Raw genomic sequence first — 23,073 nt, 5'->3', positions numbered from 1 at the left:
TATTTTGCTCGTGATTGCGACAATTGGCTTGCTGATCTCTGGTATTAACCTGTATTTACTGATTAGAGGTATGAGCTTATGACGCTTATAATCTTGGTGATTGTCTTTGTAAGTGCTTTATTGGCATTAGGCCTGGCTTTGTGGCATCAGGAGAAACAGCGCCAATGGCATATCTTACGTTATCTTGAAACCTCACAAGAGACCAGTCTGGAAAAGCTAAGCAAACTCGTGGTGCGTATCGGTCAGGAGAAACGAGAAGAGTTGGAGCAGCAGTTTATTGATGCGGGTATCTATAACACTCGATTCGCCCGTTTCTATGTACCAGCTAAAATAGCCTTTGCTCTGCTGATTATTCTCCTTATTGTTATTTCGGATATGACACTGTCCAGCAAGGTTACTGTTGGGGCTATCAGCATGGTGGCAGCCTTGATATTACCCGATATTATCTTGTCTATGCGCAAGAAGATGCTGATTAAGAAGACTTCTCGTCAGTTACCTTACATGCTGGATATGATGTCTGTGTGTGTTTCAACCGGGATGACGGTTGAAACCGCACTGGCTTATCTCGCCGAAGAGTTAAAGGCTTTCGATAAAGATCTCTGTTTCCATATCAAAAAAACCGCCGATTCCTCACGTATCACTGGACTGGAAAAAGCGCTGTTAGAGCTGAGTGAGCGGATCCCCACTGCTGAAGTTCGCAGCTTCTCATTGACCCTGATCCAGAATATTCATTACGGTACTTCTATCGCTAATGTCTTGTCAGATTTGGCAGAAGATATGCGCAAAATGCAGGTGCTGAGTATGGAGGAAAGTATAGGTAAGCTTGCGGCAAAAATGAGTGTGCCTCTGATCATACTTATTATGTTTCCCATCGTTATCTTGATCTTGGCTCCGGGCTTTATGCAACTTTCTCTATCTATAGGTTAACTAATGAGAAAATATTACTTCATCCCAATACTGCTTCTTAGCTTATTAGTTGGATGTACCACGACACCAGAGCCCCACCAAGTGACAGTTAAAGAGCTAGTCGCGGTGGGCAATCATGAGGGCCTAATTCAGCATTACAAGGCAGAGCTGGTGAAAACGCCTGATTCATCGGCTGTGATGCTTAATTTGGCTCAGGCCTACTATGACAATCGAGATGTTGAATCAGCTCATTTCTATGTCGAACAGCTAAAGAGTCAGCAGGCTCATCAACCTAGTTTATATTTCCTTTCTGGGAGTATTGCGGCTGATTCGAGCCAGTTTGATATGGCTATTTCTGAGTTTAGAAAGGCCGAGTCTCTGGGTTACCCAGATTCCTCTTTATTCATTAAGCTAGGTATTGCGTTAACTAATAGTGGCCGATATAAGGAGGCAGAAGTCGAGTTCAATCAAGCTCGTTTAAAGGGTCATGACGATATAGCGGTTAAGAATAATTTAGCTGTGCTCTATCTGGCTCAGGGACAATATCTGCAGGCAGTAGAGCTTTTGACTCCCATATATCGACAGCATCCCGACGAGAAGAAGTTGGCATTTAATTTGGCTATTTCACTGTTTAAGGTGGGAAATTATCGTGAGGCACATCGTTTGTTGGCCGATGACTATTCAGCCGAGCAGGTGTCAGCGCTATTTTATAGTTTACGTCGAGGGGAGGACAACTTGTGAAGAGGCAAGGCTTGTTAGCCCAGTCCAAGCGTCGTCAATTGGGAGTCATCTCTATCGAGTTTGCCATAGGATCTATAGTGATGTTTCTGGTCACATTTGGCATTTTTGAAATCAGTCGATTGATTTACGTGATTAATTTGACCGAATCGGCTCTGCGTGAATCATCCAGGGATACTCGGGTCTGGGATGGTGAGCGGACTGGAGAGCTTTATGGGCAGAGGATGACTCAGATGTTTGAGAAGAAGGGGGAGATTTGGCACTTATTAGTCGATCCCAGCCGCTATCAGCTTTCTATCTCTTATTTTGAGAGCTTGCAAGATTTGATTGATAACAAGAGTAGTGGAACACAAGCGAAACAGCAGCGTAGCCCGCTGGCCTTGTATGAGATCTCCTATGACTATACGCCTATGTTTTTTCTGGCTGGTGTGATTGAGAAAAAAATCAGTCGTCGGATTTTAGTGACGATGGAGCATGAGGGGTGGCCAGTTGATGAAGAGTAAGCAGCAAGGCTCTTTTACCGTAGAGTTGGCCTTTGTGCTTTTTTTTACTTCAGCTCTGCTTGTTTTCACCGGGGATATCGCTTTGCAGCTACTCAATAGGGTGAATCTGGATCGAGTGAGTTACTCCCTGGTGAATATCCTCAAGGAGCGCACTCGATTTTATCAGGAAAACCCAATTGTGACAGCGAGTGAAGTGGACGAGATGGACATCTTGGCCGCTAGATTACTCGGCTATCCCAATACATCTGAGGCTGCTCCCTATGGGGTACGCGTAGACTGGTTGGTGGAGGGCGGCTATGGCGGTATCGATAAAGGCATTAGGGGAGGGACGCCATGTCGCCCCGATGATTCGCTTCAAGATAAAGCGAGTCTTGTTCCGATAAACTCAGCGCATAAGACGTTTCCGCTTTACCAAGTCACCCTGTGCCTGAAAACAGACTCCTGGTTCAACCAGTTTTGGGGGATAGTGAGCAGCACTATATTCACTCCAGTTCAGTCATGCCCGGAAGGTAGTTATGTATAGAAGAGCAAGATTCTCCTTAAAAAAGCAGCAAGGTGCGGCGGCCATTTATTTAGCTTTTTTACTTATTCCATTATTCGGCATGATCTTTTTAGCGCTTGAGGGCACACGCTATATTCAAAAGCAGAATCGTCTCGCCGATGCAACTGAGGCGGCGAGTCTTGCCGTGTCTATAGCCAATCGTGACGACAAGGCATATGAGTCGAAATTGGCGAGTGATTATATTTCAAGTTACATTAGAAATATCAATAATATTAGTCAGATAAAAGTAGAGCGTAATGAAGCTGTCGATCATTACCCCCTGCCTGATGGCAGTGTTGAAGACAGAGAATATACCCAGTACAGAGTGACGGCTAAAACAGACCATCACTCCTGGCTACATAGCGATGTTATTCCGAGTTTCAAAGAGACTGTAACCTTAGCCAATCTTGCCATTGCCCGTAATTATCCTGAGTATCTGGGCGACCGTGATGTGGATATCGTTTTTGTTTCCGATTTCTCTGGCTCCATGGATCAACATGGAAAAATTAATAGTCTTAAGGAGGCGATAACTCAGGTTGCGGATGAGATCTTAGTGCCCCGTGACGGAGAGACCGAAATTCGTAATAGGATTGCTTTAGTCCCCTATAACATGCGAGTCGTAGAGGGGGGAAGCAGTAGAAATGTTTGTATGTCTCAGCTTAAGTATCGAAATCCAAGTGGAAAAACAGGTAGTAATTACTCTGATTATGAATCGATAAATTGGAGAGACTGGGCCAATGAAAGCTATAGCCAGGTTGATCGTTGCGTTAATAACAGTCGTAAGTGTAACGGCTTACCCGGCTCCAGATCCGATGCTCGTACGGTGAGGGCTGTTGTGGATGACGCCCCTTCAGCTTATTGGAGTTCGAAGTGGCCAGATAGTGCTAACTGGATAGATTATAGCCGTACCGTTGCTGATATTTTTACCGAGAATTCTGCAGATATTCAACATAATCCTAGCTACCAAAGGCTTTATAGTAGCTCTATGTGTAACGGTAATTTTTGGTCGATTCCGCTGACAAACCAAGAGTCACAGATAGACACAGTGAGTCGGATGTCCCCTAATGGGGGGACCTCTGTTTATCAAGGCTTGCTGAGGGGGGCACAAATCTTAGATAAGGGCCGACCAGTGAACCCAAGTGAAGAGGAGAGTGAGGAGTATAACAAGCGCCTTAAAATGATCCTTATCCTTAGCGATGGTATGGAATCTCCCTATGAAAACACTTTCTCTAAGTTGGTGAATAATTATGGCATGTGCGACAAGATCAGGTCTCAATTTAATGATGGCGAACTTCCACTGCATATGGGGGTGATAGGGATTCAATTTAGTGCTTCGGGGCAAAATGCCTTTAAAAATTGCGTAGGCGCAGACAACATCATAGATGTGGATGACTTAGATGATTTGATCCAGGAAATTTTAGACTTAATTAAGAAAGGCGCCAAGAGTGATGGCATCAGTAAACTTTATTATCGACATACAGAGAGTTAAATTGCGATGACAAGAATATTTTCTACCTTATTAATCTGTTTCACTCTGGTCTCGGCCTTAAGCGGGTGTGCTCAAGATGTACAGCCTGGGGTTGAGATACAAGCTGTTGAAAAAGTCCAATATGACCTAGCTTCTTTTTGTTCTACTAAGAGTCACAGTATTAGTCAGGATGTGACAATTTCTGATGTTACCGCATTAGCGAATCATAGAGATGGAAGGTTAGTGATCATGCAAAAGGTTAGTGATTCAGAGGTCAATAATAGGCTACTTAAATTGGCAAAAAGCCAAGATGTTTATCCTGCTTGTATGGAATATTTGTCGGCTAGCGGTTTAATGAGAGTCACACCAGAAGGGCAATTGTTGGCTCGGGTTTACTTCGATTTTGACAGTGAAAAGTTAACCTCAGAATCCCGTGATATTTTAGCTAAAGTCGCCGAAAAGTTGGCGAGTCACCCGGATATTATTAGGCTTGAGGGAAATACCGATAGCAAGGGAAGTGTCAGATATAATGATGCTCTGGGATTGCGCAGAGCCGTAACTACGCAGGATTACCTCGGTAAGCAAGGGGTGAATGCGGTGCAACTTAAGAGCGAAAGCCTTGGCGAGGCTAAGCCTTTAGCCAGCAATGATACAGCCGAAGGCAGGAGGGTGAATCGACGGGTTGATCTCCTCGTGTCTCCCCAAGAGGAAAACTAAGTTTATGTGTTAATTTAGGTATAGGGCCTGAGGGCTGCTTCATCCTCAGGTTCTGGCGCTATTTCCCAGTGTACGCCTCCTAAATAACGTCTAAACAGCTAATGACCTAGTGTCATTAGCCTGCCTTTTAACTTCTTAACTTTGGTGTATTTGTTTCTGTGTTTGATGACTAGAGAGTGGTCGATACCTCCTTTTATCTCCTCTAGCATAAAGACAAATATCAGCCTGTGGTTTTAAGATAATTCCTAGGTCTTACTGCTGAACATTTTATGGATTATATGCTTTAGGTCTATATGGAAAATAGACAAATAACAGTGCTGAATTTAGCTGTTTCTAAACTAGATTCGTTGGCGATATAACATAATAAATATTCATATTTATTATGTGGTTAAGTTAGATAATTACTTGTGGTGGAAGCCTGTTGAAAAAAAGATCAAAATAAATCGATACAAGTGTTGGTTTTTTGAGCGTTTATCGTACACAATTCTGAATGTTGGACTATCTTTAAATTCGACTGTTTTTATGTCTCTCTACTTATTTTTGTGAGTATTATTCAGAGCGCTACGCTGAATAATACCAAGTAGGAAGCAAGGTAAATAACATAAGAAAATAAAAATAAAGATAAGGGCTGAAAGGATGAAAATGCTCAAACTTGCACTTAGCTGTGCACTGATACTCTCCCCGTCGATGGCTATCGCAGGGCAGCAATACTACGAGGCTCGCAGCGATGCCATGGGCGGCGCTGGCGTGGCATCATCAAACCGTGAGGGGGCAGCCTTCATCAATCCCGCTCTATTGGCCCTGCAAGCACCTAAATTCAATAATTTTGCTATGTTACTACCCGCAATCGGAGCCGATGGCGCCGATAAAGATCAGATGGTAGATAAGTTTGATTCACTGCAAGACTCCTATGATGCATTAGATGCCGCCATCTCTGCCGGCAATGCAACCGCAGTCGATCTCCATCGTGGTGAGCTGGTCAGCGATCTCGAGTCTTTAAAAGATAATAATGCCTATGTGAGTGCGGGCATTGGATTTTCTATCGTATTACCCACACATAAGATGCCTATGGCGGTATTTTATAAGAGCTATATCGATGCAATAGGAGTCGCTGCTATCGCCCAGTCAGATATAGATAGTCTCAATGCATTAGATCCAGATAATCCCCCAGCACTGACAGACTTAGATTCACAAGGTGCTGTAGTTGCTGGCGTGGTTTCTGATTTAGGCGTAGCCCTGAGTTTTCCACTTTCAATCGTCAATATGCCCATTGCGGTTGGGATATCGCCTAAGCTTCAGCTGATAGACACATATAACTACGTAGTAAGTGCCAATAACTTCGAAGCCAGTGATTTTGATGATGCCAAGTACAGAAACGACGAAACCACATTTAACCTAGATGTTGGTATCGCGATGGAGCCTATATCTGGATTAACGGTAGGCCTGTCAGGTCGTAATCTTATTAGCCAAGATGTCGAGACCGTAGAGACCCAAGGCCGTAAATTTACCTATCAGGTTGAGCCACAATTTACTGCAGGCATCGCCTATGATTGGGAGAGTATAACCGTAACATCTGATATCGATCTTAACGCTTATAAGCGCTTCGAAGAAATTGGTGCTACTCAGTATTGGCGCGTTGGCGGAGAGTTGCAGGCTACGGATTGGTTTGCACTGCGTTTAGGTTATCGTCATGACATGAAAGACAATACGGCAAATATCTATTCATTAGGGACAGGATTTGAATTTGGGCGAGTCTTCTTTCTGGACTTTACCGGCATGGTCGGCAGCGATGATGCCATCGGCGGTGTACTACAAACGTCATATCATTTTTAAATTTAAAGAAGGTTCGAGGACGCGACTACGTCGCTAGGAGTCCGTTCGTAAACTCACTTCGAGAAGTTCGCCAACAAGTAGGCTAGGGGTAAGAGCAACAGCCTTTGACCTGTCTTTTCCTCGCAGTCGCGCAGCGACGTCCTCGAAGGCGCTTCTCAGCCGCTCTCGTAGGGCAAAGCCCGTCCTAGTAGCTATCCCAATTCCATTAACGACTTTACTGCCAATAAGCTTGCACAGATTGAACATAAGATGAGTGTTGCCTTACGAGTCTTATCTTTATCAACATGTCCTATCAGTCTTCCCGCCACCACATAACCTAAGATCACCGAAGGTAGAAGCAGCAGCGACAGCCATAGATGCTTAATGCTGAGTAAGCCTGTGATTGCCAAAATAACCAAGGCGATCATTGAGCTGAAGATGAAGAAAGCCGATAGCGCAGCACGAAACTGACGGGCGTCTTTTCCTGCAAGCAGAATGGCCAGTGGGGGACCACCGATAGCGGCGATATTGCCAAATACGCCTGATATCACGCCGGCGCCAAACAGGCTCTTGCGGTTAACGGCTATGTTGAACTTAAGCAAACTTAATATGACCGCCGCGGCAACTATGCCCGATATGGCCAGCCCAAGAACTGGTTGTGGTGCATATATCAATAAGCCCGCACCGATAAACCCTCCTGGTATTCGCCCAAGCAACGCATATTGCAGCCCATTAAACTCAAGGGCACCTCGCTCTCTAAATAGGGTCAACAAAGAGATAGAGAAGCCCATGATGATAACCGGGGCTGGTACTAGCTCAGGATCGACGATATACAGCAGGGGAGAGGCGACAATGGCTAAACCGAAACCGATAAGGCTCTGGGTCAAGGCTCCACAGAAGATAATGAGTGAGGCTAGGGCGAGGGTCGTTGGGTCTATCATTGAAAGCACGGCATTTTCTCTCAATTATTAATGTATTGTGGGTGGAGAAGGAGTTGGCGTTATTAATTTTTAACAATAGACTCGAAATTAAGCTGTTAGTTGGTCTCGATTGTTTCTTCAGGGTTATCTTCGGGGTCAATAGTCGTGTAGAAGTAAACAGGGATCGCAATGCGATCCCTGAAACTGACTGGTCAAGCGTTAAGTGAGTCCGATTACTCCACATCTTCCCACTCAATACCCATCTGATCCATCAAGCGCTTCACTTCGGCTGGGATAGTATCAGGCTTATCTTTAGACAAGTCATCGTCGTTAGGTAGAGGCTGACCTGTGTATGCATGCAAGAATGCCTCACAAAGCAATTCACTGTTGGTGGCATGACGCAGGTTATTCACTTGGCGGCGCGTGCGCTCATCGGTAAGAACCTTAAGTACCTTCAAGGGAATAGAAACAGTAATTTTCTTTACTTGTTCATTCTTCTTGCCGTGTTCAGCATATGGGCTGATATAATCGCCATTCCACTCAGTCATTGACTCACCTGTATATTCAAATTTCGGGGCAGATTTTAACCCTTTAAATTGTACAGTCAAATTATTGCCTCTTATTTATGACAATTGCAAATAGATTTCCATATGTTTAGACGTCTAAACGTCTATATTTGGTTGACGCTAGGCTTCCCCTTAGGTACATTTAGACGTCCAGACATCTCTTGCCACATTTTTGTTGGTAAGAAAGGTGTTCAGTAAATAGTTTAGGAGTAGTAGATGACCGAACGTAAGTTAGCCACAATTGCAGTGCGTCAAGGGATTGAGTCCGATACCCAATATGGTGCTGTGGTGCCCCCCATCTATTTGTCGACTAACTACTCCTTCGATGGGCATAAGAATCCCAGAGACTATGACTATAGTCGTTCGGGTAATCCGACTCGCTCTATTCTAGGTGATGCTATCGCCGCTCTGGAAAAAGGTGCCACTGGCGTGGTGACTTGTACAGGTATGGCTGCGATTACATTGGTGACTAGCCTGCTTGGCCCTGATGACCTGCTTGTCGTCCCCCATGACTGTTATGGCGGAAGTTATCGTCTGTTTACTAACTTAGCCAAGAAGGGAGCCTTTAAACTTGCAGTGGTCGATCAGACCGACGGTGCAGCACTCGAAGCCGCCATTGCCCGTAAGCCTAAGATGGTTTGGCTGGAAACACCATCGAATCCTCTACTGCGTGTCGTCGATATAGAAGCAATTTCCAAGGCGAGTAAGTTGGTCGATGCCTTAGTGGTAGTCGATAATACGTTCTTATCGCCAATTTTGCAGCAACCACTGCTTCTCGGTGCCGATATCGTTATTCATTCGACCACTAAGTACATTAATGGTCATAGCGACGTAGTCGGTGGTGCCGTCGTCGCTAAAGATGCCGAGCTAGGTGAGTTATTACATTGGTGGTCTAATACCTTAGGTCTAACAGGATCAGCCTTCGATAGTTACCTGACCCTACGCGGCATTCGCACCTTAGCGGTACGCATTCGTGAACATCAGGCTAATGCTCAGCGGGTGTTAGCGGTATTAACTGCCAGCGAGGCGGTCGATAAGGTGTATTATCCGGGCCTGAGTGATCACCCTGGTCATAAGATCGCGGCGAAGCAACAGAAAGGCTTCGGTGCCATGCTCAGTTTCGAGCTGAAGGGTGGAGAAAAGGAGCTGGTTGCTTTTCTTGACAAACTTTCTGTGTTTTCTCTTGCAGAAAGTTTAGGTGGGGTAGAGAGTTTAGTCGCAGTTCCTGCGACAATGACCCACAGAGCTATGGAGCCAGAGGCTCGAGCAGAAGCTGGGGTAAAAGAGACCCTAATCCGTCTTTCAGTGGGTATCGAAGATGCCGATGATTTAGTTGCCGATATTGAAGCTGGACTCGCAGCAGCGGCGAGTTGTTAATCTCGGTAGATAGGAGTTAAAGATGGCGCGTTGTCATTTGCACAAATTTGGTGGTTCTAGCTTAGCGGATGCAGATTGCTACCGCCGTGTTGCTCATATCCTTCTCACTCACGGCAACAGCGACGATCTCGTCGTGGTATCGGCCGCAGGTAAGAGCACCAACTTTCTTTATAAACTGCTGGAACTCAAAGACACAGGTCAGCTATGGCAGGAAGAGCTGCAGGTGTTGATCAGCTTTCAACAGAATCTAATTGAGCAGCTACTTTCTAACGAGCAGGCCAGAAGCCTGAGAGAGCGCTTGTCTATCGACAAGTATCAGCTCATTAGCCTATTTTCTCTAGAGGCGTTAAACGAATATAAAAGAAGTGAAGTGGTGAGTTTCGGTGAGCGTTGGTCTGCTCGTCTTCTGGCTGCATTACTCAGAGAGTCGGGTGTTGCTGCATTGGATATCGATTCCAGAAGCTTGCTATTAGCCGATGAAGGAGGCGTGCCGCAGATCAGACTCGATGAGTCACGAGCACGTGTTCAGAAAGCTCTGGATGAGCATACCAGCGAAAGATTAATTATCACGGGTTTTATCTGTGCTAACAGCCGTGGAGAAACCTTGTTACTTGGCCGTAACGGCTCAGATTATAGTGCGACCTTGATTGCCAGCTTAGCCGATATTGAACGTGTCACCATCTGGACCGATGTGGAAGGTGTGTTCAACGCAGATCCAAATAAGATTAACGATGCCAAGTTACTTAAGAGCCTGTCGTTAGATGAGGCTAACCGTTTAGCGCATCTGGGTTCACCTGTGCTGCATAACCGTTCCCTACAGCCCTTATTCGATACTCAAGTGAGTCTGGCTGTTCGATCTAGTTATGCGTCTCATACCGATTTCACTCTGATCGCACCTAAGAGCTCTCAAGCCAGTGCGCCAGTGGTGACGAATCTGTCCAGTGTTTCCCTGTTTAGCTTCAGGATAAGTAGCGATATTGCTCATTTGGCTGAGTTATTGGAAAGTGCTGGTTTAATTCCGTTAGCCCATTGGAAGTTGGCTCATAATCGAGTCGAGCTCGCCTTTACTCACGAGAATCAGAAACAAGTTCAATCCATATTGGAGATAGATGGCTTGGCCATCTCTGAGATACATCTTCGAGAAGATCTAGGCTTAGTCGCCTTGGTCAGCGCCGATGCTGGGCTTTACCGCCGTGGCTTCGCTCGCCTGTTGAGCCGGGATGCAAGGCCGCTGTTTAAAGATGGCTTGAGTCTGGTGACCTTAGTGCCGACATCACAAGTTAACTTGCTGACTCAAAAAGTGCATCGTCGCTGTGCCGGCCCGCGTAAGCGCATCGGTGTGCTCCTGCTTGGAGTGGGAAATATTGGTGAGACTTGGGTGGATCTATTCAGTCGTGCTCGAGTCGCACTCAATAAAGAGTTAGAGGCTAGCGTGGAGCTGGTGGGATTACTCAGTTCTAAGAAAGCCTTGTTAAAAGAGGAAGGGATAGATCTCGATTTCTGGAAACAGGCTTTTGAGCAACAAGCCACCCCTTGGCTCTATGATCATATGTTTGAGCAGCTGCAAGCGCTCGAATGTGACGAACTCATCGCCTTAGATATCAGCGCTAGCGCCGACTTAACTTTGCAATATCCTGAGTTCTTCTCACGAGGTATTCATGTGGTTAGCGCTAACAAACTGGCGGGTTCAGGCCCCTTAGCTTTCTATCGAGAGCTAAAGCTACAGCTGGGGAATCGCAGACTGTTTTGGCGCTACAACGCCAGTTGTGGTGCGGGTTTACCCGTACAGCATGCATTGAACGATCTGCATAACAGCGGTGACAGTATCGAAGCCGTTGGTGGCATCTTTTCTGGCACCCTGTGCTGGTTATTCGAGAAGTATGACGCTAAGAAACCGTTCTCAGAACTGGTGTTGGAGGCCAGAGGATTAGGTATTACCGAGCCGGATCCCCGCGATGATCTGTCAGGTCGAGACATGCAGCGAAAATTGTTGATCTTGGCCCGTGAGATTGGTCATGAGATTGAACTTGAAGATATTGAGCTTCATTCATTGGTACCTGCTGATTTAGCCGATATTCCTTTGGAGCAGTTTTTAGCACGTATCGACGAGCTAGACCATGAGATGCTACAGCAGTTCCAGGCTGCGGCTGAGCAAAGTAAGGTCTTGAGATATGTTGCCGGACTCGATGTTGTCGATGGTCAGCTTAAGGCCGCAGTTGGCATGGAGTGGGTCGATACTCAACATGCCTATGCCAATCTAACTCCTGGCGATAATGTTTTTGTTATACGCAGTGCTTTCTATCAAGATAATCCTTTGATCATCAGAGGCCCTGGTGCCGGCCGCGAAGTAACGGCTGCAGCTGTGCAGTCTGATCTGGCGCAGATCTGTCGGGATTTAGTGCAAGAATAGGTATCGTAAAGAAGGGCGCTGCACTACGAGAGCGTTCGCAAGCTCACTTCGAGGCCGATGCGCTTCGAGTACGCCACCAAGTTGGCTGCTAGAGAAGATCAACAGCTTTTTCTCGCAGCGGCTTGCCGCGCTCTCAAAGGCCACAGGCCGTCCTAGCAGTGACGAAGTCACGTTCTCGTAGCAGCTTTGCTGCGTCCTAACAGGGGAAAACCCCTTCTCTGAGGCATTTCCCTGCCGCCCTCTAGTGACAAGGTCGCGCTCTCGTCTCTCATACCTGATCTTTAATTTGCATTTAGTACTCTATTTACTATTGACTTCAAACTCAGTTTCACTAATATGGATATCTAGACGTCCAAACGTCTAGATGGTTTTTTTATTTTATGGTTAAGTAAAGCAGTAGAGGGAATAGGAATGGGTTTTCATCACGCACAACATTCAACATCACTAAATCAGAGCTTGGCTGAGCTTAACGGTGATATTAACGTTTCTTTCGAATTTTTCCCTCCTGCATCACCAGAGATGGAAAAAATTCTCTGGAATTCTATTCGTCGTCTAGAGCCATTAAAACCTAAGTTTGTTTCTGTGACTTACGGTGCGAACTCAGGTGTTCGTGATCGCACACATGGGGTAATTGAGCGTATTCAGAGAGAGACGGATCTCGTTGCCGCGCCTCATTTGACCTTAGTCGATGCCAGCGATGAGGAGCTTATAGAGCTTGCTAAACATTATTGGAACTCAGGTATCAGAGACATAGTCGCGCTACGTGGGGATCTTCCCGATGGCAGCCCTAAGCCGACCCGTTTTGCTAATGACTTGGTGCGTCTATTGCGCTCTGTTGCCGATTTCGATATCTCGGTGGCGGCTTATCCTGAAGTTCACCCGGATGCAACTAATGCTCAGGCCGATTTAATCAATCTTAAGAAGAAGATAGATGCCGGGGCCAATCGCGCCATCACTCAGTTTTTCTTCGATGTCGAGTCCTACCTCAGATTCCGTGATCGTTGTGTCGCCGCCGGTATCGATGCTGAAATCATTCCTGGCATACTGCCTGTGACTAACTTTAAACAGCTTAAACGTTTCGCTGGTATGACTAACGTCTCTATTCCCGGTTGGTTACATAAGCAGTTTGAAGGCTTAGATGACGATCCCGCGACCCGTCAGATGGTAGGTGCTAACGTGGCCATCGACATGGTTAAGGTCTTGTCTCGTGAAGGTGTTAAAGACTTCCATTTTTATACCCTTAATCGTGCCGAACTGACATATGCAATCTGCCATACCTTAGGTGTGCGCCCTGGGAAATAGATTTTATCTTGTGCTGTGAGGCTGTGAGGCTGTGAGGCTGTGAGAGTTAGAATTTGGGTGCCCTGTCTTGTGATAGGGCATTTTTGTACTGGATTGATTCAGAGCAATTGCATGGATAGCTATTGAATGGGATTTGTATCAAGTTCAATCGTACCTCTACGATAAAAACAATTAATTTGGGGTTAACATGTGTACCTTAACCATCTCGTTATTGTTAAGTAGGCAAGTGATTGTTGGTGCCATGACGGAGGGAGAGGCAATGCCTGCATCGGCCCAGCGAACAGGTTCAGAAAGGGGATATCGATGGAGTTATGGGCCATATAGCGGGCAAGCTTACTGCAAGCGAAATCGATGCCCTATCGTAGTACTTTGCCACATTCAAATAGGGAGTTGTTCATGAATTTTTTTAAAAAAGCTTTAGTGGCCTCGGCCTGGCTAACAGTCATATTTGCTGTCCTATTCTCTTATGTCTCCATTGCTTAGGCAACGGAGTTGCAAGACAAGCAGGCTGAGCTTATCTCTGTGCCTAAGAGTATCTGAAACCAAGAAGTTTAGCCTCTACCCCGGAGGGGGTATTTGGCGATAAGGTTCGCTTGGGTTATAAAACCTTCGTTGATACACAAGGTTTGATGGGGAAGCAGGTGAGGAATGATGCAGGCTATAAATCAATTTAAGGCGAGCTGTCACTGCGGTGCTGTCGAGCTTAAGATAAATTTACCCGAAGGTTTAGTCGACCCTCGTAGATGTGATTGCTCCATGTGTAGACGGCGTGGGTCGATTGTTGCTTCTGTGCCTTTATCTGATCTTGAGGTCGTGAAGGGCCAAGAAGTATTGAGTCTTTATCAATTCAACACTCGTAGTGCGAAACACTTTTTCTGCTCCAAATGTGGGATCTACACCCATCACCAGAGACGTTCCAATCCTCACTTGTATGCCTTCAATGTGGCTTGCTTAGAGGGGGATAACCCTTTTCAACTTCAAAAGCTATTGCAGGAAGGTGTGACACTATATGATGGCATTAACCATCCTGCGGATAAGGCTTCTAATATAATGAAAGTACATTTAGATGAATAAGGCTGTCGTTGAACAGAGCCTTTGCCCTCTCTGTCAACGAAGCAACTCTTGTGCTGTAGAGTCAGGGGGAGCGATAGAAAATTGCTGGTGTAATCGAGCCTCTTTTCCGCCAAAAGATGTATTGCGAGGTGCAATGCCATCCTCTAACTCCTGCATCTGTGAAGCCTGTATAGAGAAATTAAATCAAGAAGTCACCTTAGGCATCAAACGCTTAGATTAGTGATTGTTCGTTATCAATATTCAGCTGCTGATATCAGATAGTGATTCTATATCGAGAACATGTAACGCAGCATAAAGGTTTTTTAAACCCGCACTACGTGAGCCTCTCAGGCGTTCCACTTCTTTGTTGCACTGACTTAAAAGGGAATAACCATTTCTACATCAATGCGCCTTGAATTGAAAAGCCTGAGTGGCTCTGAATCGAGCAGATATTTAATGAGGCTGGTATAAGTTATTAAAGTAGATCACTAGTGTCTCAAGATTGATTCGCTATACTTAGATGATACATAAAGGTACACACTTGTATAGTTTGTTTTTGCAAATATAATCATAGAAGTTTAAATAAACGTAAGCCGATCTTTACTCTGTTACGGCGGTTTGAGGTGACAAAATGAGACATATGCGTGTGTGTATCATCAAATTGATGAAGATGAGATGCGCAATTATGCTTTTCTTTGCGTTAGTTTGCTCCTGTCAGTCGACTCAGGAGATAAATGGCATGGATACACCATCAGTTATAGTATTACTCGCCCATCCCGATGATGAAACTTGGGTGTCCGGCACCTTGGCAAAATTAGCCGATTGCGGCGTAAGAGTGTTTCCTGTATACGCAACTTCTGGTGATGCTGGTAGCGACCATTCAGGCCAAGGGTTATCGGGTGCTGACCTTGCTAGGGTACGGGAACAAGAAGCGATAGCAGCTTCATCTATTTTAGGTCTGGAACCGCCCATATTTTTGCGTTTTCCTGACGGGAAACTCACGAATTTTCATCATCAGCTTATTGCAACATTTGAGTTTATTGTTACCCAAATAGATCCCATTGCGGTAATGTCATTTATTCGAGGAGGGATCACAGATAACCGAGATCATAAAACAGTGAATAGGCTGATTACAGGGGAGTTTAATGAGAACTCTATCTATTTTGCGCTGTCTGATACCCGAGCCGATATTCTGAGTCGTTCGGCTGAAAAGTTTGGCTTAGATTATCGCGTAACTGTTCCTGTCGATGACAGTGAAATCAGCATTCTAGTCGATGTATCACCTTATGCAAGACAGCGTATTAGTGCCATGTCGATTTACACTACTCAATTTCCACCTACCATGATAAGTGCATTTTCAGCTTTTGTAGAAAGGTCCACAGTAGAAGAGCTAGTGATTGTTGATGGGGTAGAGTTACCTCATCAATTGTTATATTTATTGAGATTTTAATCTGGGAGCAATACAAATACAGCCTAAAATCTTACCCAATATACAGCTTTTTATAGGACGCAGTGGTCACTACAAGGCTTGTAGTCACGCTCGTATAGGTATTAAGTCGTCAGGCTAACTTAAACTCATTATTAGTATATAAGCAGGCCTGACATGGTCATTACTGTTTATCTGTTACTTAAATCGATAATCTTCTGGGTGATATCGCCGGCTAGACTTGGATCATCTAGCTTGAGGCTAACAGGTTTGCCATTCTCTATAAGTGTGTAAAAATTAACGTTAAACTTGGTAAATACATTGCCCCATGTATATTCCAGAAAAGTGGTTCCTGTCTCCAGACTCTGACTTATTGTCCACTCGGTGGCGTACTCAGTCATCTTGCCATCGACAATTCTGTTTGGCGCGTCATGGGGCACCTTAACGATAGTGGCCTGTAACTTCATTAAGCCATTGATGGTGCTTTTAGGTTCGGTTAAATGTGATAAATAATAGCGGGCATGTAGGTATCTTTGCTCTGGGCTGACATGACCTTTCCCACCTAAGATGCTTTTGCCATCGGATCTCGCTAGCGCTTGTTTGGACCAGACCTTGTTCCAGTTATCAATGTGCGCTTTTACGCTAGGTTGGTCATGACCTGAGCTTCTTCACCCGTGTAGACCTTCACCCCTTCAGGATCTAATTCGATAATCGCGCGATCGCCAGATTTATCAGTCACAGTCCAGTGGAACTTAGGTGATATGGGAAGTCCTGGAAGCTCAACTAAGGTGGATTTTATCTGCTCAATGTTAGCCAGCACCTCTTTTACATTGGCAAAATTAGTTGCCAAGTACTCACCGTAAGTCAGTTGAGACACGCTGCCCTGAGCTCTTTCTCCCATGGTCATAGGACCGTAATATAGAACACTTGCTCGCATGCCTTCGCTATTAACGACGTCATGGACTAAGCCTCCATATGAGAATATTCCCGCAATTGTGTACTTGGTTTTATATTTTCCACCAGTTTTGTCACTGTGGCTGAAACAGGTTCCTTTAGCGCCGCGGCAAGAGCTTTAGGCCGAGATAGGTCGACGCTCAGCCAAGTGATCGCCAATTTAGAGATTGATTTGGGCTATGGACTTTTCGATCGTTCGGCTAAATTTCCTGTGTTGACCCGTGATGGTCGTGCTTTATTAGCGCACGCTAAAAACTTAGCTGAGTACACCTCCTCTTTTGAGTCATTGAGTGCCAGCATAGGTAAAGGTATTGAGAGTGAATTAACTATTGTGCATTGTGATTTAATTCCAAAGGAGTTGATAACTTTAAGTGTTCAAGCGATTCGTGCACAATTTCCCGATACCAACATTCATTGGCTACATCGAAGCAGGGAAGAGATCATTGCAGAGTTAGAAGCTGGTGAGGCTGACTTAGGTTTAGGTATGGCCTTTAAGGGGAAGGCCATAAGCCGGATGCAATATATTCATTTAGCGAACTTACACTTTATTCCTGTGGTAGGGGCTGGGCACCCGTTGGTGACAGCTTCTGAGGCTGAAAAAGTGGGTATTACACACTTGAGAGGAGTTAGGCTGCTAGTCCCCGAAGATTGTATCACCGTAGATATGCAAACCTCGGTGGTTCTATCGCCTCATTATCAAAGGATAGAAAATATGAGTGTACTAAAAGCCTTGCTTGAAATTCATGAAGGTTGGGCTTTATTACCCAAAGGTTTGGTTCATGACGAGCTCATTGCGGGTTCTTTGGTTCGATTGCATATTAAAGAGTTGAATCAACCTATTTGTTTCCCTTTAACTCTATGGTCATTTAAATCAAAAATCCCACTCCTGTCAGGCTGGCACTGATGGAGAGTGTTTGTCATGTCGCTAATCAGTTGGTGGAAAAATATCAACAGGTTTGAGTCTGTTTCTTGTGCTCAATTACCTATCTTTCGTCTATTCGATTAAGTATATGGCACTGGATTACAGCTTGGTTGTTTCGATGAGTAGATGCAAGGGCCCAAGAGAGTGCCATGTTAGCGCTAACGCCAACTTTCAACTTTAGCAGTACGACACTCATTGTCAGTTTAGGTCTGTGGCCTGACATGTTGAGCAGCGATAGTCTAGATATCTTGTCGCTGTCAGGTATTGGCGTGAACATTATTTTTGTGATGGTGTGCTGAAAATATTCCCTCGTCTTATCAAACTACTGTATCTCCCTAATCGTTCAAGATGACAAGCCAGGTTATGAAGACAACTCCAATTGTTTCTCTGTCGATAACTGTTCTTCTAACCAGTTGATGGCGGTTTTATTACCGTCGTTGATGCCTGAGAAGAGGCGTATATTCAACTCGTCGACCAGGCGTCTCTGGCTGAATTCTGGCGGGAGTGTCGCTTCATTTTCATCGTAGAAAACAACGGCCGTTGCCTTTAACTTTTCTTGTGATGCCATGCAAAGTTGAGCTTCGAATGAATAGCTGTATTTGTGTTGCTTATTGACCAGTAAGGCATAGTCATGATTAAAAATTTGACTCATGTATTCATCAAATTCCCCTAACATCTCTAGAGTGATCTCAACGCCAGGCTCAATGGTTACTTGAGCAATATTGTTAGTTAACAGTTCGACCGAACAACCAAAATTAAATTTATGCATGTTTTTCTTCCTTGTATTATTACTTTTATAGCGCCATAGAAGCTTAGTATAAAATAGTTTCGCCTGTAAAATATGAGCGGTTACATTTACATTAGGAAAACACCCTAGTCTTTGATTTATCGCTAAAGAAAATGTAGGCAACTTGAGTGTTTATCGATAATTCAGTGTATTAGAGCAGTCTGAGAGGGAAGAAGTTCGTAGGTGAATGAAAATTAATCTAATCTATCTATTCGAGCTCGATCAGAAAGAGCCTAGATTAAGCTTGATGCCAGCCAGTTTAATGCTTTCTTGGTGCCCAACTGTGTGGCTGGAAAGCTTTTTATCTTAATGTTATCCATCTTACGTCTCTTATCAAATTGAGGTGGGATCTGTTCCCGGTGTAAATCATGATATAAGACTGCGATGGCCTTCTGCTTCTCTAGCGACGCCAGGCATAATTGAGCCTCGTAGGTGTAGCTATATGGGTTTTTCTTGTTGACCAGGAGTGCAAAGGAGCCTGGATAGTATGTATCTAGATAAGTCTCTAGTTCTTCAACCATCTCTATGGTGAGCTCAATTCCAGAATCTACAATCACTTCGGCAATACTTTTTTGTAGATGGTTAATCGTGCAGCCAAAACTGAGTCTAGGCATCTACTTTTCCCTTAATTTTATTATGTTTGGTCATGTTCAATATAGTGTATTAAGGTAAATTGACGTAATCGGGAGTAATGCTTGATAGTATGAGGCTTGCATACTCGACAAAAACTTAGAGACTTGAAATGGAAAAAGTTGATGCTGTCGTCGTAGGCGCCGGAGTGGTAGGTCTGGCGATAGCGGCGAGGTTAAGCTGTAAGCTCTCCAATGTCCTGATCATAGATAAGCACCAGGGATTCGGTGAAGAGACCAGTAGCCGTAACAGTGAGGTGGTCCACGCTGGTATTTATTACCCGGAGCAGAGTTTAAAGGCTAATTTGTGTTTCGAGGGAAAGCTGGCACTTTATGAATTTTGCCAAAAAAGAACAATCCCATTTAAGCCCCTAGGTAAACTCATAGTGGCCCAGAATGCGGATCAGCAAGCATATTTAGCAGACTTGCAGCTTAGGGCTAGGAACAATGGTGTTGAAGATCTTATGTGGCAATCTCATCGAGACTTGCATCGATTTTCATCTGAGTTAAAGGCATCAGCCGGGCTCCTCTCTCCATCGACTGGTATCATAGATAGTCACAGTTACATGCAGAGTCTGTTGGCAGAGGCTGAGTCCAATGGAGCCTCGTTCGCGGCTAATACTCAGTTTAGATGGGCTGAGCCCACAGATAAGGGCTTTAATCTAAGCTTGGATATTGATGGTGACGTTATGTCACTGCAGAGTAGCTACCTTATCAATAGTGCTGGCTTGTACTCTACTGATGTCGCTCAAAACATAGATGGAGTAGGGAATGGCTGTATTCCAGAGCTCCATTGGTGTAAAGGCCATTATTTTTCTTATAGTGGCAAGAGTCCATTTTCAAGGCTTGTTTATCCAGTTCCTGAGACAAATATTACCGGGCTTGGGATCCACGCGACTGTAGATATGGGCGGGCAACTGAAGTTTGGTCCCGATACCCAGTACATCTCTCGCTCGACAATACCTGACTACAGCATAGACTCAAACTTGAAACCTAAGTTCCTAGAGGCGATAAGGCGTTATTTTCCTGGCATAGATGCGAATAAGCTTCAGCCTAGTTATTCGGGAATACGGCCTAAGCTTCAGGGGCCTAAAGATAGTTTTGAAGACTTCCGCATAGATGGTAGCAAAGTACACGGGATAGAGGGGCTAATTAACCTGTTTGGTATAGAGTCGCCAGGGCTCACCGCCAGTCTGGCGATCGCTAAGCATGTTGAAGCATTACTGGCAGAGGAAAAATAACATCTAGGTGGAACTCTAACTAAGTTCAAGTGAGTGCGCTTTTGAAAAAGTGTTTGCGGCAATGTTGGATTGGTGAAATTGTACTAAATTATAACTAGTGTAGTGCTGTGCAGGATCTCTCTTATGGACAAGGTTATTGCTAGCTTGAGGTGTTCATATGCGAAACGTCAGAATCGATTGGTATCGGTTACTTGGTTATAGCTTACTTTTTTTACTTTTTTCCCTGGTTGTGACCATAGGTTTTGTTTTTTCACTCACTGGCAATTTAGCGCACTTAACGCAAATTGAGATTCAAATATCTGGCATAGAACTAGCATTCTCTTTAGCTATGTTTGTTAGCATTCCCGTTTTAATGTGTCGTTTTGGCTTTTACTTCTACCGTATGGTAAAGGGGGGAGAAAGAGTGACATTGGGATCATCTGTTACCAGAACCTGTTTAACCCGTTTAATTTTCTACTCTTTCCAAGCTTACTTAACCGCAATGGACAGGAGTCCAGAAGACGTTGTCTGGTGTCATTAACATTATTACTCATACTCTACCTTGTCGTTTTTTTCGATACTCAGATCAAACCTATGCTTTTAAGTATGAGCACTTGGTAGCTTCATTTTGCTAGCCAAAAATAACAAAGTTAGCCATAAAAAAAGGAGCCAAAGGCTCCTTTTCATTGATATATTCACTTAGCCTGTATGAGCTAGTGAGATCATCTTAAATTAGCTCTCTTTAGGAGCGCTACCTTTACGATGTGGCTTTCTGTCACCGGTTGATGGGCGACGATCGCTAGAAGATCTACGTGGGCGACGTGGTGGACGGCTATCTCCTTCTGAAGGAAGCTCTGCACCTTCAGCTTCACGGATGTTTAGAGGTCTACCACAAACACGCACTTTCCTAAGGTGTTGTAGTACATCCGCTGGCATTCCGGCTGGAAGGTCGATGGCTGTTATTTGATCGAATAATTGAATTTGACCGATGTAACGGCTGTCGATGTTAGCTTCATTAGCTACTGCACCTACAATGTTACCGACACCAACGCCATTGTCACGGCCAACGTCTATGATGTAACGACACATCTTAACGTCTGGATTGTCTTTAAGTGAGTCAGCCGTACCTAAGTTGCTAGGAGTTGGGCGTGAATCACGACGTGGACGCTCACTGCGCTCACCACGATCGCGAGGATTACGGTCATTACGGTCATTGCGGTCACGTGAGTTACGATCATCACGGCTATCACGTTGACGTTCGTGAATCGATGGTAACTGTAGAGGACGGTCTTTCTGTACTTGCTGAAGCAGAGCGGCGGCAAGAATATCTGTATCGACTTCTAGCTCTTGACATAGCTTTGCTACTGCACCCTTCATGAAGTCTAAAGAGTCTTTAGCGATAACTTCGGCAACTTGCTCACCTAGACGAGATAGACGACGTTCAGTTACTGTCTCTGGGCTTGGGACATCCATCGGAGAGATGCGGCTCTTAGTTGCACGCTCGATAGTGCGTAGCATACGCATTTCTCTGTGTGTAACGAAAAGAATTGCCATACCTGTACGGCCTGCACGACCGGTACGACCAATACGGTGAACGTAAGCTTCAGTATCATATGGGATATCGTAGTTAACTACGTGTCCGATACGCTCAACATCCAGGCCACGAGCTGCGACGTCTGTTGCAATAATGATGTCTAACTTGCCGCGTTTAAGCTGATCAATTGCACGCTCACGTGCTTGTTGGTTCATATCACCATGTAGAGGTGATGATGCGTAACCGCGGGCTTCTAATTTTTCAGCCAGTTCAACACAACTGTTACGAGTACGAACGAAGATGATAATACCTTCGGTCTTCTCAACTTCTAAAACACGTACCAGTGCTTCAAGTTTGTTGTGTTGTGAAACTTGCACAAAACGCTGCTCAATAGTTTCGACTGTAGCTGTGGTAGCTGCAATCTTAACGTGAACGGGGTCGGTCAAATATTTATTAGCAACACGCTTAATTTGCTCTGGCATGGTCGCAGAGAAAAGAGCAAGCTGACGTTGCTTAGGTGTATGCTCAAGGATCCATTCGATATCGTCGATGAAGCCCATTTTTAGCATCTCATCGGCTTCGTCGAGCACCATAGCTTTTAGTGAATCTAGCTTAAGAGTACCACGACGCATGTGGTCCATTACACGACCAGGCGTACCAACGATGACCTGAGGGCCACGTCTTAGGGCATTCAGCTGCTGATGCATGCTCTGACCACCGTAAATAGGCAGTACATGTAAGCCTTTCACAAATTTAGCATAGCTAGCGAACGCTTCGGCAACTTGCACTGCAAGTTCACGAGTCGGTGCCAAGACTAAAATTTGCGGAGCATTAATAGAAGGGTCTATGTTGTTCAGTAGTGGTAGTGCGAAAGCACCTGTTTTACCTGTACCAGTCTGCGCCTGACCTAGTATGTCTTTACCGGCCATAAGAGGGTCGATACTTGCGGCTTGAATCGGGGTTGGCTTTTCATAGCCAAGGTCGTCAAGAGCACGCAAAAGAGGCTCGGAAAGACCGAGCTCGCGGAAAGTTTGTTCATTGGATGACATGGGTTGTAACCTTGTGGAATAGCAGAGTGCTCGTAAAGCACTTAGGTTTATAGACAGAAAATCAACCCCGTGTCGACTTCCCGCACCGAATAACGTATCAGTAAGCCGAACATTATAGCAGGGTGCAATTGGTATTACCAATTAAAGATGGTGTTTTAGCCCGTATAATCGATAGTTTCCTAGCAAATATTAAGCCAATTAATGAGTTAGCGAGTGGATAATTTAATTTCTATTAGTGA

Annotated in this window: 24 protein-coding genes and 1 pseudogene; 18 read left to right on the top strand and 7 right to left on the bottom strand. The window is 44.9% G+C overall.

Annotated elements, in window-relative coordinates; translation table 11 throughout:
• Positions 1 to 78: 78 nt before the first annotated feature.
• The 7 genes from FM037_RS24295 (at position 79) to FM037_RS24265 (ending at position 6,706) form a co-directional block, all read left to right on the top strand.
• Positions 79 to 927 carry a type II secretion system F family protein gene (locus FM037_RS24295; protein WP_144048121.1) on the top strand — a complete coding sequence of 283 codons (849 nt, stop codon included), beginning with the start codon at positions 79 to 81 and terminating at the stop codon, positions 925 to 927.
• A gap of 3 nt (positions 928 to 930) precedes the next feature.
• Entirely contained in the window at positions 931 to 1,647 is a 717-nt protein-coding gene (locus FM037_RS24290; protein ID WP_144048120.1) for a tetratricopeptide repeat protein, read from the top strand.
• A complete protein-coding gene (locus FM037_RS24285; protein ID WP_229381008.1) occupies positions 1,644 to 2,147 on the top strand; it encodes a TadE/TadG family type IV pilus assembly protein in 504 nt (167 codons plus the stop codon). The genes FM037_RS24290 and FM037_RS24285 overlap by 4 nt, the downstream gene beginning before the upstream one ends.
• Entirely contained in the window at positions 2,137 to 2,670 is a 534-nt protein-coding gene (gene tadF / locus FM037_RS24280; protein ID WP_229381252.1) for a tight adherence pilus pseudopilin TadF, read from the top strand. The genes FM037_RS24285 and tadF overlap by 11 nt, the downstream gene beginning before the upstream one ends.
• On the top strand, positions 2,663 to 4,177 hold the full coding sequence (locus FM037_RS24275; RefSeq protein ID WP_144048119.1) for a pilus assembly protein: 1,515 nt from the start codon (positions 2,663 to 2,665) through the stop codon (positions 4,175 to 4,177). Before tadF ends, FM037_RS24275 begins: the two co-directional genes overlap by 8 nt.
• Before the next feature lie 6 nt (positions 4,178 to 4,183).
• On the top strand, positions 4,184 to 4,873 hold the full coding sequence (locus tag FM037_RS24270) for an OmpA family protein (RefSeq protein WP_144048118.1): 690 nt from the start codon (positions 4,184 to 4,186) through the stop codon (positions 4,871 to 4,873).
• Positions 4,874 to 5,509: 636 nt separating this feature from the next.
• Complete coding sequence (locus FM037_RS24265) at positions 5,510 to 6,706, top strand: conjugal transfer protein TraF (RefSeq protein ID WP_144048117.1); 1,197 nt, start codon at positions 5,510 to 5,512, stop codon at positions 6,704 to 6,706.
• Between the two features lie 191 nt (positions 6,707 to 6,897).
• Here the strand turns inward: FM037_RS24265 and FM037_RS24260 are convergent, their stop codons facing one another.
• Positions 6,898 to 7,635, bottom strand: a complete 738-nt coding sequence (locus FM037_RS24260) for a sulfite exporter TauE/SafE family protein (RefSeq protein ID WP_144048116.1) — start codon at positions 7,633 to 7,635, stop codon at positions 6,898 to 6,900.
• A 44-nt stretch (positions 7,636 to 7,679) separates the two neighbouring features.
• On the opposite strand from FM037_RS24260, the gene FM037_RS28665 reads away from it, so the two are divergent.
• Entirely contained in the window at positions 7,680 to 7,832 is a 153-nt protein-coding gene (locus tag FM037_RS28665; RefSeq protein WP_185976898.1) for a hypothetical protein, read from the top strand.
• A 6-nt stretch (positions 7,833 to 7,838) separates the two neighbouring features.
• On the opposite strand, the gene metJ is transcribed toward FM037_RS28665, so the two are convergent.
• Complete coding sequence (gene metJ / locus FM037_RS24255) at positions 7,839 to 8,153, bottom strand: met regulon transcriptional regulator MetJ (RefSeq protein ID WP_005500679.1); 315 nt, start codon at positions 8,151 to 8,153, stop codon at positions 7,839 to 7,841.
• Between the two features lie 234 nt (positions 8,154 to 8,387).
• Between metJ and metB the strand changes: the two genes are divergently transcribed.
• From metB to FM037_RS24225, 6 genes are all read left to right on the top strand, one after another.
• A complete protein-coding gene (gene metB, locus FM037_RS24250) occupies positions 8,388 to 9,548 on the top strand; it encodes a cystathionine gamma-synthase (protein WP_144048115.1) in 1,161 nt (386 codons plus the stop codon).
• Positions 9,549 to 9,570: 22 nt separating this feature from the next.
• Positions 9,571 to 11,958 (top strand): bifunctional aspartate kinase/homoserine dehydrogenase II, encoded by a 2,388-nt coding sequence (locus FM037_RS24245; RefSeq protein ID WP_144048114.1) that lies wholly within the window; start codon positions 9,571 to 9,573, stop codon positions 11,956 to 11,958.
• A 411-nt stretch (positions 11,959 to 12,369) separates the two neighbouring features.
• The gene (metF, locus tag FM037_RS24240; RefSeq protein WP_144048113.1) at positions 12,370 to 13,260 is read left to right on the top strand and encodes a methylenetetrahydrofolate reductase; all 891 of its coding nucleotides are present in this window, start codon (positions 12,370 to 12,372) and stop codon (positions 13,258 to 13,260) included.
• A 648-nt stretch (positions 13,261 to 13,908) separates the two neighbouring features.
• On the top strand, positions 13,909 to 14,334 hold the full coding sequence (locus FM037_RS24235) for a GFA family protein (protein ID WP_144048112.1): 426 nt from the start codon (positions 13,909 to 13,911) through the stop codon (positions 14,332 to 14,334).
• A complete protein-coding gene (locus FM037_RS24230; RefSeq protein ID WP_144048111.1) occupies positions 14,327 to 14,554 on the top strand; it encodes a cysteine-rich CWC family protein in 228 nt (75 codons plus the stop codon). The genes FM037_RS24235 and FM037_RS24230 overlap by 8 nt, the downstream gene beginning before the upstream one ends.
• 498 nt (positions 14,555 to 15,052) lie before the next feature.
• Complete coding sequence (locus tag FM037_RS24225; protein ID WP_229381007.1) at positions 15,053 to 15,763, top strand: PIG-L deacetylase family protein; 711 nt, start codon at positions 15,053 to 15,055, stop codon at positions 15,761 to 15,763.
• Between the two features lie 167 nt (positions 15,764 to 15,930).
• On the opposite strand, the gene FM037_RS24220 is transcribed toward FM037_RS24225, so the two are convergent.
• Both FM037_RS24220 and FM037_RS24215 read right to left on the bottom strand, forming a co-directional pair.
• Complete coding sequence (locus FM037_RS24220) at positions 15,931 to 16,206, bottom strand: hypothetical protein (protein WP_144048110.1); 276 nt, start codon at positions 16,204 to 16,206, stop codon at positions 15,931 to 15,933.
• Positions 16,207 to 16,376: 170 nt separating this feature from the next.
• Positions 16,377 to 16,748: pseudogene (locus FM037_RS24215) on the bottom strand (linear amide C-N hydrolase); the annotation flags it as partial.
• Between the two features lie 24 nt (positions 16,749 to 16,772).
• Between FM037_RS24215 and FM037_RS24210 the strand changes: the two are divergent.
• Complete coding sequence (locus FM037_RS24210) at positions 16,773 to 17,597, top strand: LysR family transcriptional regulator (protein WP_144048108.1); 825 nt, start codon at positions 16,773 to 16,775, stop codon at positions 17,595 to 17,597.
• A 167-nt stretch (positions 17,598 to 17,764) separates the two neighbouring features.
• Positions 17,765 to 17,914 carry a hypothetical protein gene (locus FM037_RS28660; RefSeq protein ID WP_185976897.1) on the top strand — a complete coding sequence of 50 codons (150 nt, stop codon included), beginning with the start codon at positions 17,765 to 17,767 and terminating at the stop codon, positions 17,912 to 17,914.
• Between the two features lie 62 nt (positions 17,915 to 17,976).
• On the opposite strand, the gene FM037_RS24205 is transcribed toward FM037_RS28660, so the two are convergent.
• Both FM037_RS24205 and FM037_RS24200 read right to left on the bottom strand, forming a co-directional pair.
• Positions 17,977 to 18,384: a hypothetical protein gene (locus tag FM037_RS24205; protein WP_144048107.1), complete on the bottom strand. Its 408-nt coding sequence runs from the start codon at positions 18,382 to 18,384 to the stop codon at positions 17,977 to 17,979.
• A 251-nt stretch (positions 18,385 to 18,635) separates the two neighbouring features.
• Entirely contained in the window at positions 18,636 to 19,016 is a 381-nt protein-coding gene (locus FM037_RS24200; protein WP_144048106.1) for a hypothetical protein, read from the bottom strand.
• A gap of 128 nt (positions 19,017 to 19,144) precedes the next feature.
• On the opposite strand from FM037_RS24200, the gene FM037_RS24195 reads away from it, so the two are divergent.
• Positions 19,145 to 20,272: an NAD(P)/FAD-dependent oxidoreductase gene (locus tag FM037_RS24195; protein ID WP_144048105.1), complete on the top strand. Its 1,128-nt coding sequence runs from the start codon at positions 19,145 to 19,147 to the stop codon at positions 20,270 to 20,272.
• 157 nt (positions 20,273 to 20,429) lie between these two features.
• Positions 20,430 to 20,792, top strand: coding sequence for a hypothetical protein (locus tag FM037_RS24190; RefSeq protein WP_229381006.1), 363 nt, complete (start codon positions 20,430 to 20,432; stop codon positions 20,790 to 20,792).
• Positions 20,793 to 20,983: 191 nt separating this feature from the next.
• Here the strand turns inward: FM037_RS24190 and FM037_RS24185 are convergent, their stop codons facing one another.
• A complete protein-coding gene (locus FM037_RS24185) occupies positions 20,984 to 22,834 on the bottom strand; it encodes a DEAD/DEAH box helicase (protein ID WP_144048104.1) in 1,851 nt (616 codons plus the stop codon).
• Between the last annotated feature and the right edge of the window lie 239 nt (positions 22,835 to 23,073).

This window comes from Shewanella psychropiezotolerans, assembly GCF_007197555.1.
Classification (GTDB): domain Bacteria; phylum Pseudomonadota; class Gammaproteobacteria; order Enterobacterales; family Shewanellaceae; genus Shewanella; species Shewanella psychropiezotolerans.
The sequence above is the reverse complement of the archived record's forward strand: the minus strand, read 5'-3'. Positions and strand labels throughout refer to the sequence as shown.

What these genes read in the sequence shown, in the direction of transcription:
- FM037_RS24295 (WP_144048121.1), top strand. Translation starts at nt 79, where the DNA reads ATGACGCTTATAATCTTGGTGATTGTCTTTGTAAGTGCTTTATTGGCA.
- FM037_RS24290 (WP_144048120.1), top strand. Translation starts at nt 931, where the DNA reads ATGAGAAAATATTACTTCATCCCAATACTGCTTCTTAGCTTATTAGTT.
- tadF (WP_229381252.1), top strand. Translation starts at nt 2,137, where the DNA reads ATGAAGAGTAAGCAGCAAGGCTCTTTTACCGTAGAGTTGGCCTTTGTG.
- FM037_RS24275 (WP_144048119.1), top strand. Translation starts at nt 2,663, where the DNA reads ATGTATAGAAGAGCAAGATTCTCCTTAAAAAAGCAGCAAGGTGCGGCG.
- FM037_RS24270 (WP_144048118.1), top strand. Translation starts at nt 4,184, where the DNA reads ATGACAAGAATATTTTCTACCTTATTAATCTGTTTCACTCTGGTCTCG.
- FM037_RS24265 (WP_144048117.1), top strand. Translation starts at nt 5,510, where the DNA reads ATGAAAATGCTCAAACTTGCACTTAGCTGTGCACTGATACTCTCCCCG.
- metJ (WP_005500679.1), bottom strand. Translation starts at nt 8,153, where the DNA reads ATGACTGAGTGGAATGGCGATTATATCAGCCCATATGCTGAACACGGC.
- metB (WP_144048115.1), top strand. Translation starts at nt 8,388, where the DNA reads ATGACCGAACGTAAGTTAGCCACAATTGCAGTGCGTCAAGGGATTGAG.
- FM037_RS24245 (WP_144048114.1), top strand. Translation starts at nt 9,571, where the DNA reads ATGGCGCGTTGTCATTTGCACAAATTTGGTGGTTCTAGCTTAGCGGAT.
- metF (WP_144048113.1), top strand. Translation starts at nt 12,370, where the DNA reads ATGGGTTTTCATCACGCACAACATTCAACATCACTAAATCAGAGCTTG.
- FM037_RS24235 (WP_144048112.1), top strand. Translation starts at nt 13,909, where the DNA reads ATGATGCAGGCTATAAATCAATTTAAGGCGAGCTGTCACTGCGGTGCT.
- FM037_RS24230 (WP_144048111.1), top strand. Translation starts at nt 14,327, where the DNA reads ATGAATAAGGCTGTCGTTGAACAGAGCCTTTGCCCTCTCTGTCAACGA.
- FM037_RS24225 (WP_229381007.1), top strand. Translation starts at nt 15,053, where the DNA reads ATGGATACACCATCAGTTATAGTATTACTCGCCCATCCCGATGATGAA.
- FM037_RS24220 (WP_144048110.1), bottom strand. Translation starts at nt 16,206, where the DNA reads ATGAAGTTACAGGCCACTATCGTTAAGGTGCCCCATGACGCGCCAAAC.
- FM037_RS28660 (WP_185976897.1), top strand. Translation starts at nt 17,765, where the DNA reads ATGTTAGCGCTAACGCCAACTTTCAACTTTAGCAGTACGACACTCATT.
- FM037_RS24205 (WP_144048107.1), bottom strand. Translation starts at nt 18,384, where the DNA reads ATGCATAAATTTAATTTTGGTTGTTCGGTCGAACTGTTAACTAACAAT.
- FM037_RS24200 (WP_144048106.1), bottom strand. Translation starts at nt 19,016, where the DNA reads ATGCCTAGACTCAGTTTTGGCTGCACGATTAACCATCTACAAAAAAGT.
- FM037_RS24195 (WP_144048105.1), top strand. Translation starts at nt 19,145, where the DNA reads ATGGAAAAAGTTGATGCTGTCGTCGTAGGCGCCGGAGTGGTAGGTCTG.
- FM037_RS24190 (WP_229381006.1), top strand. Translation starts at nt 20,430, where the DNA reads ATGCGAAACGTCAGAATCGATTGGTATCGGTTACTTGGTTATAGCTTA.
- FM037_RS24185 (WP_144048104.1), bottom strand. Translation starts at nt 22,834, where the DNA reads ATGTCATCCAATGAACAAACTTTCCGCGAGCTCGGTCTTTCCGAGCCT.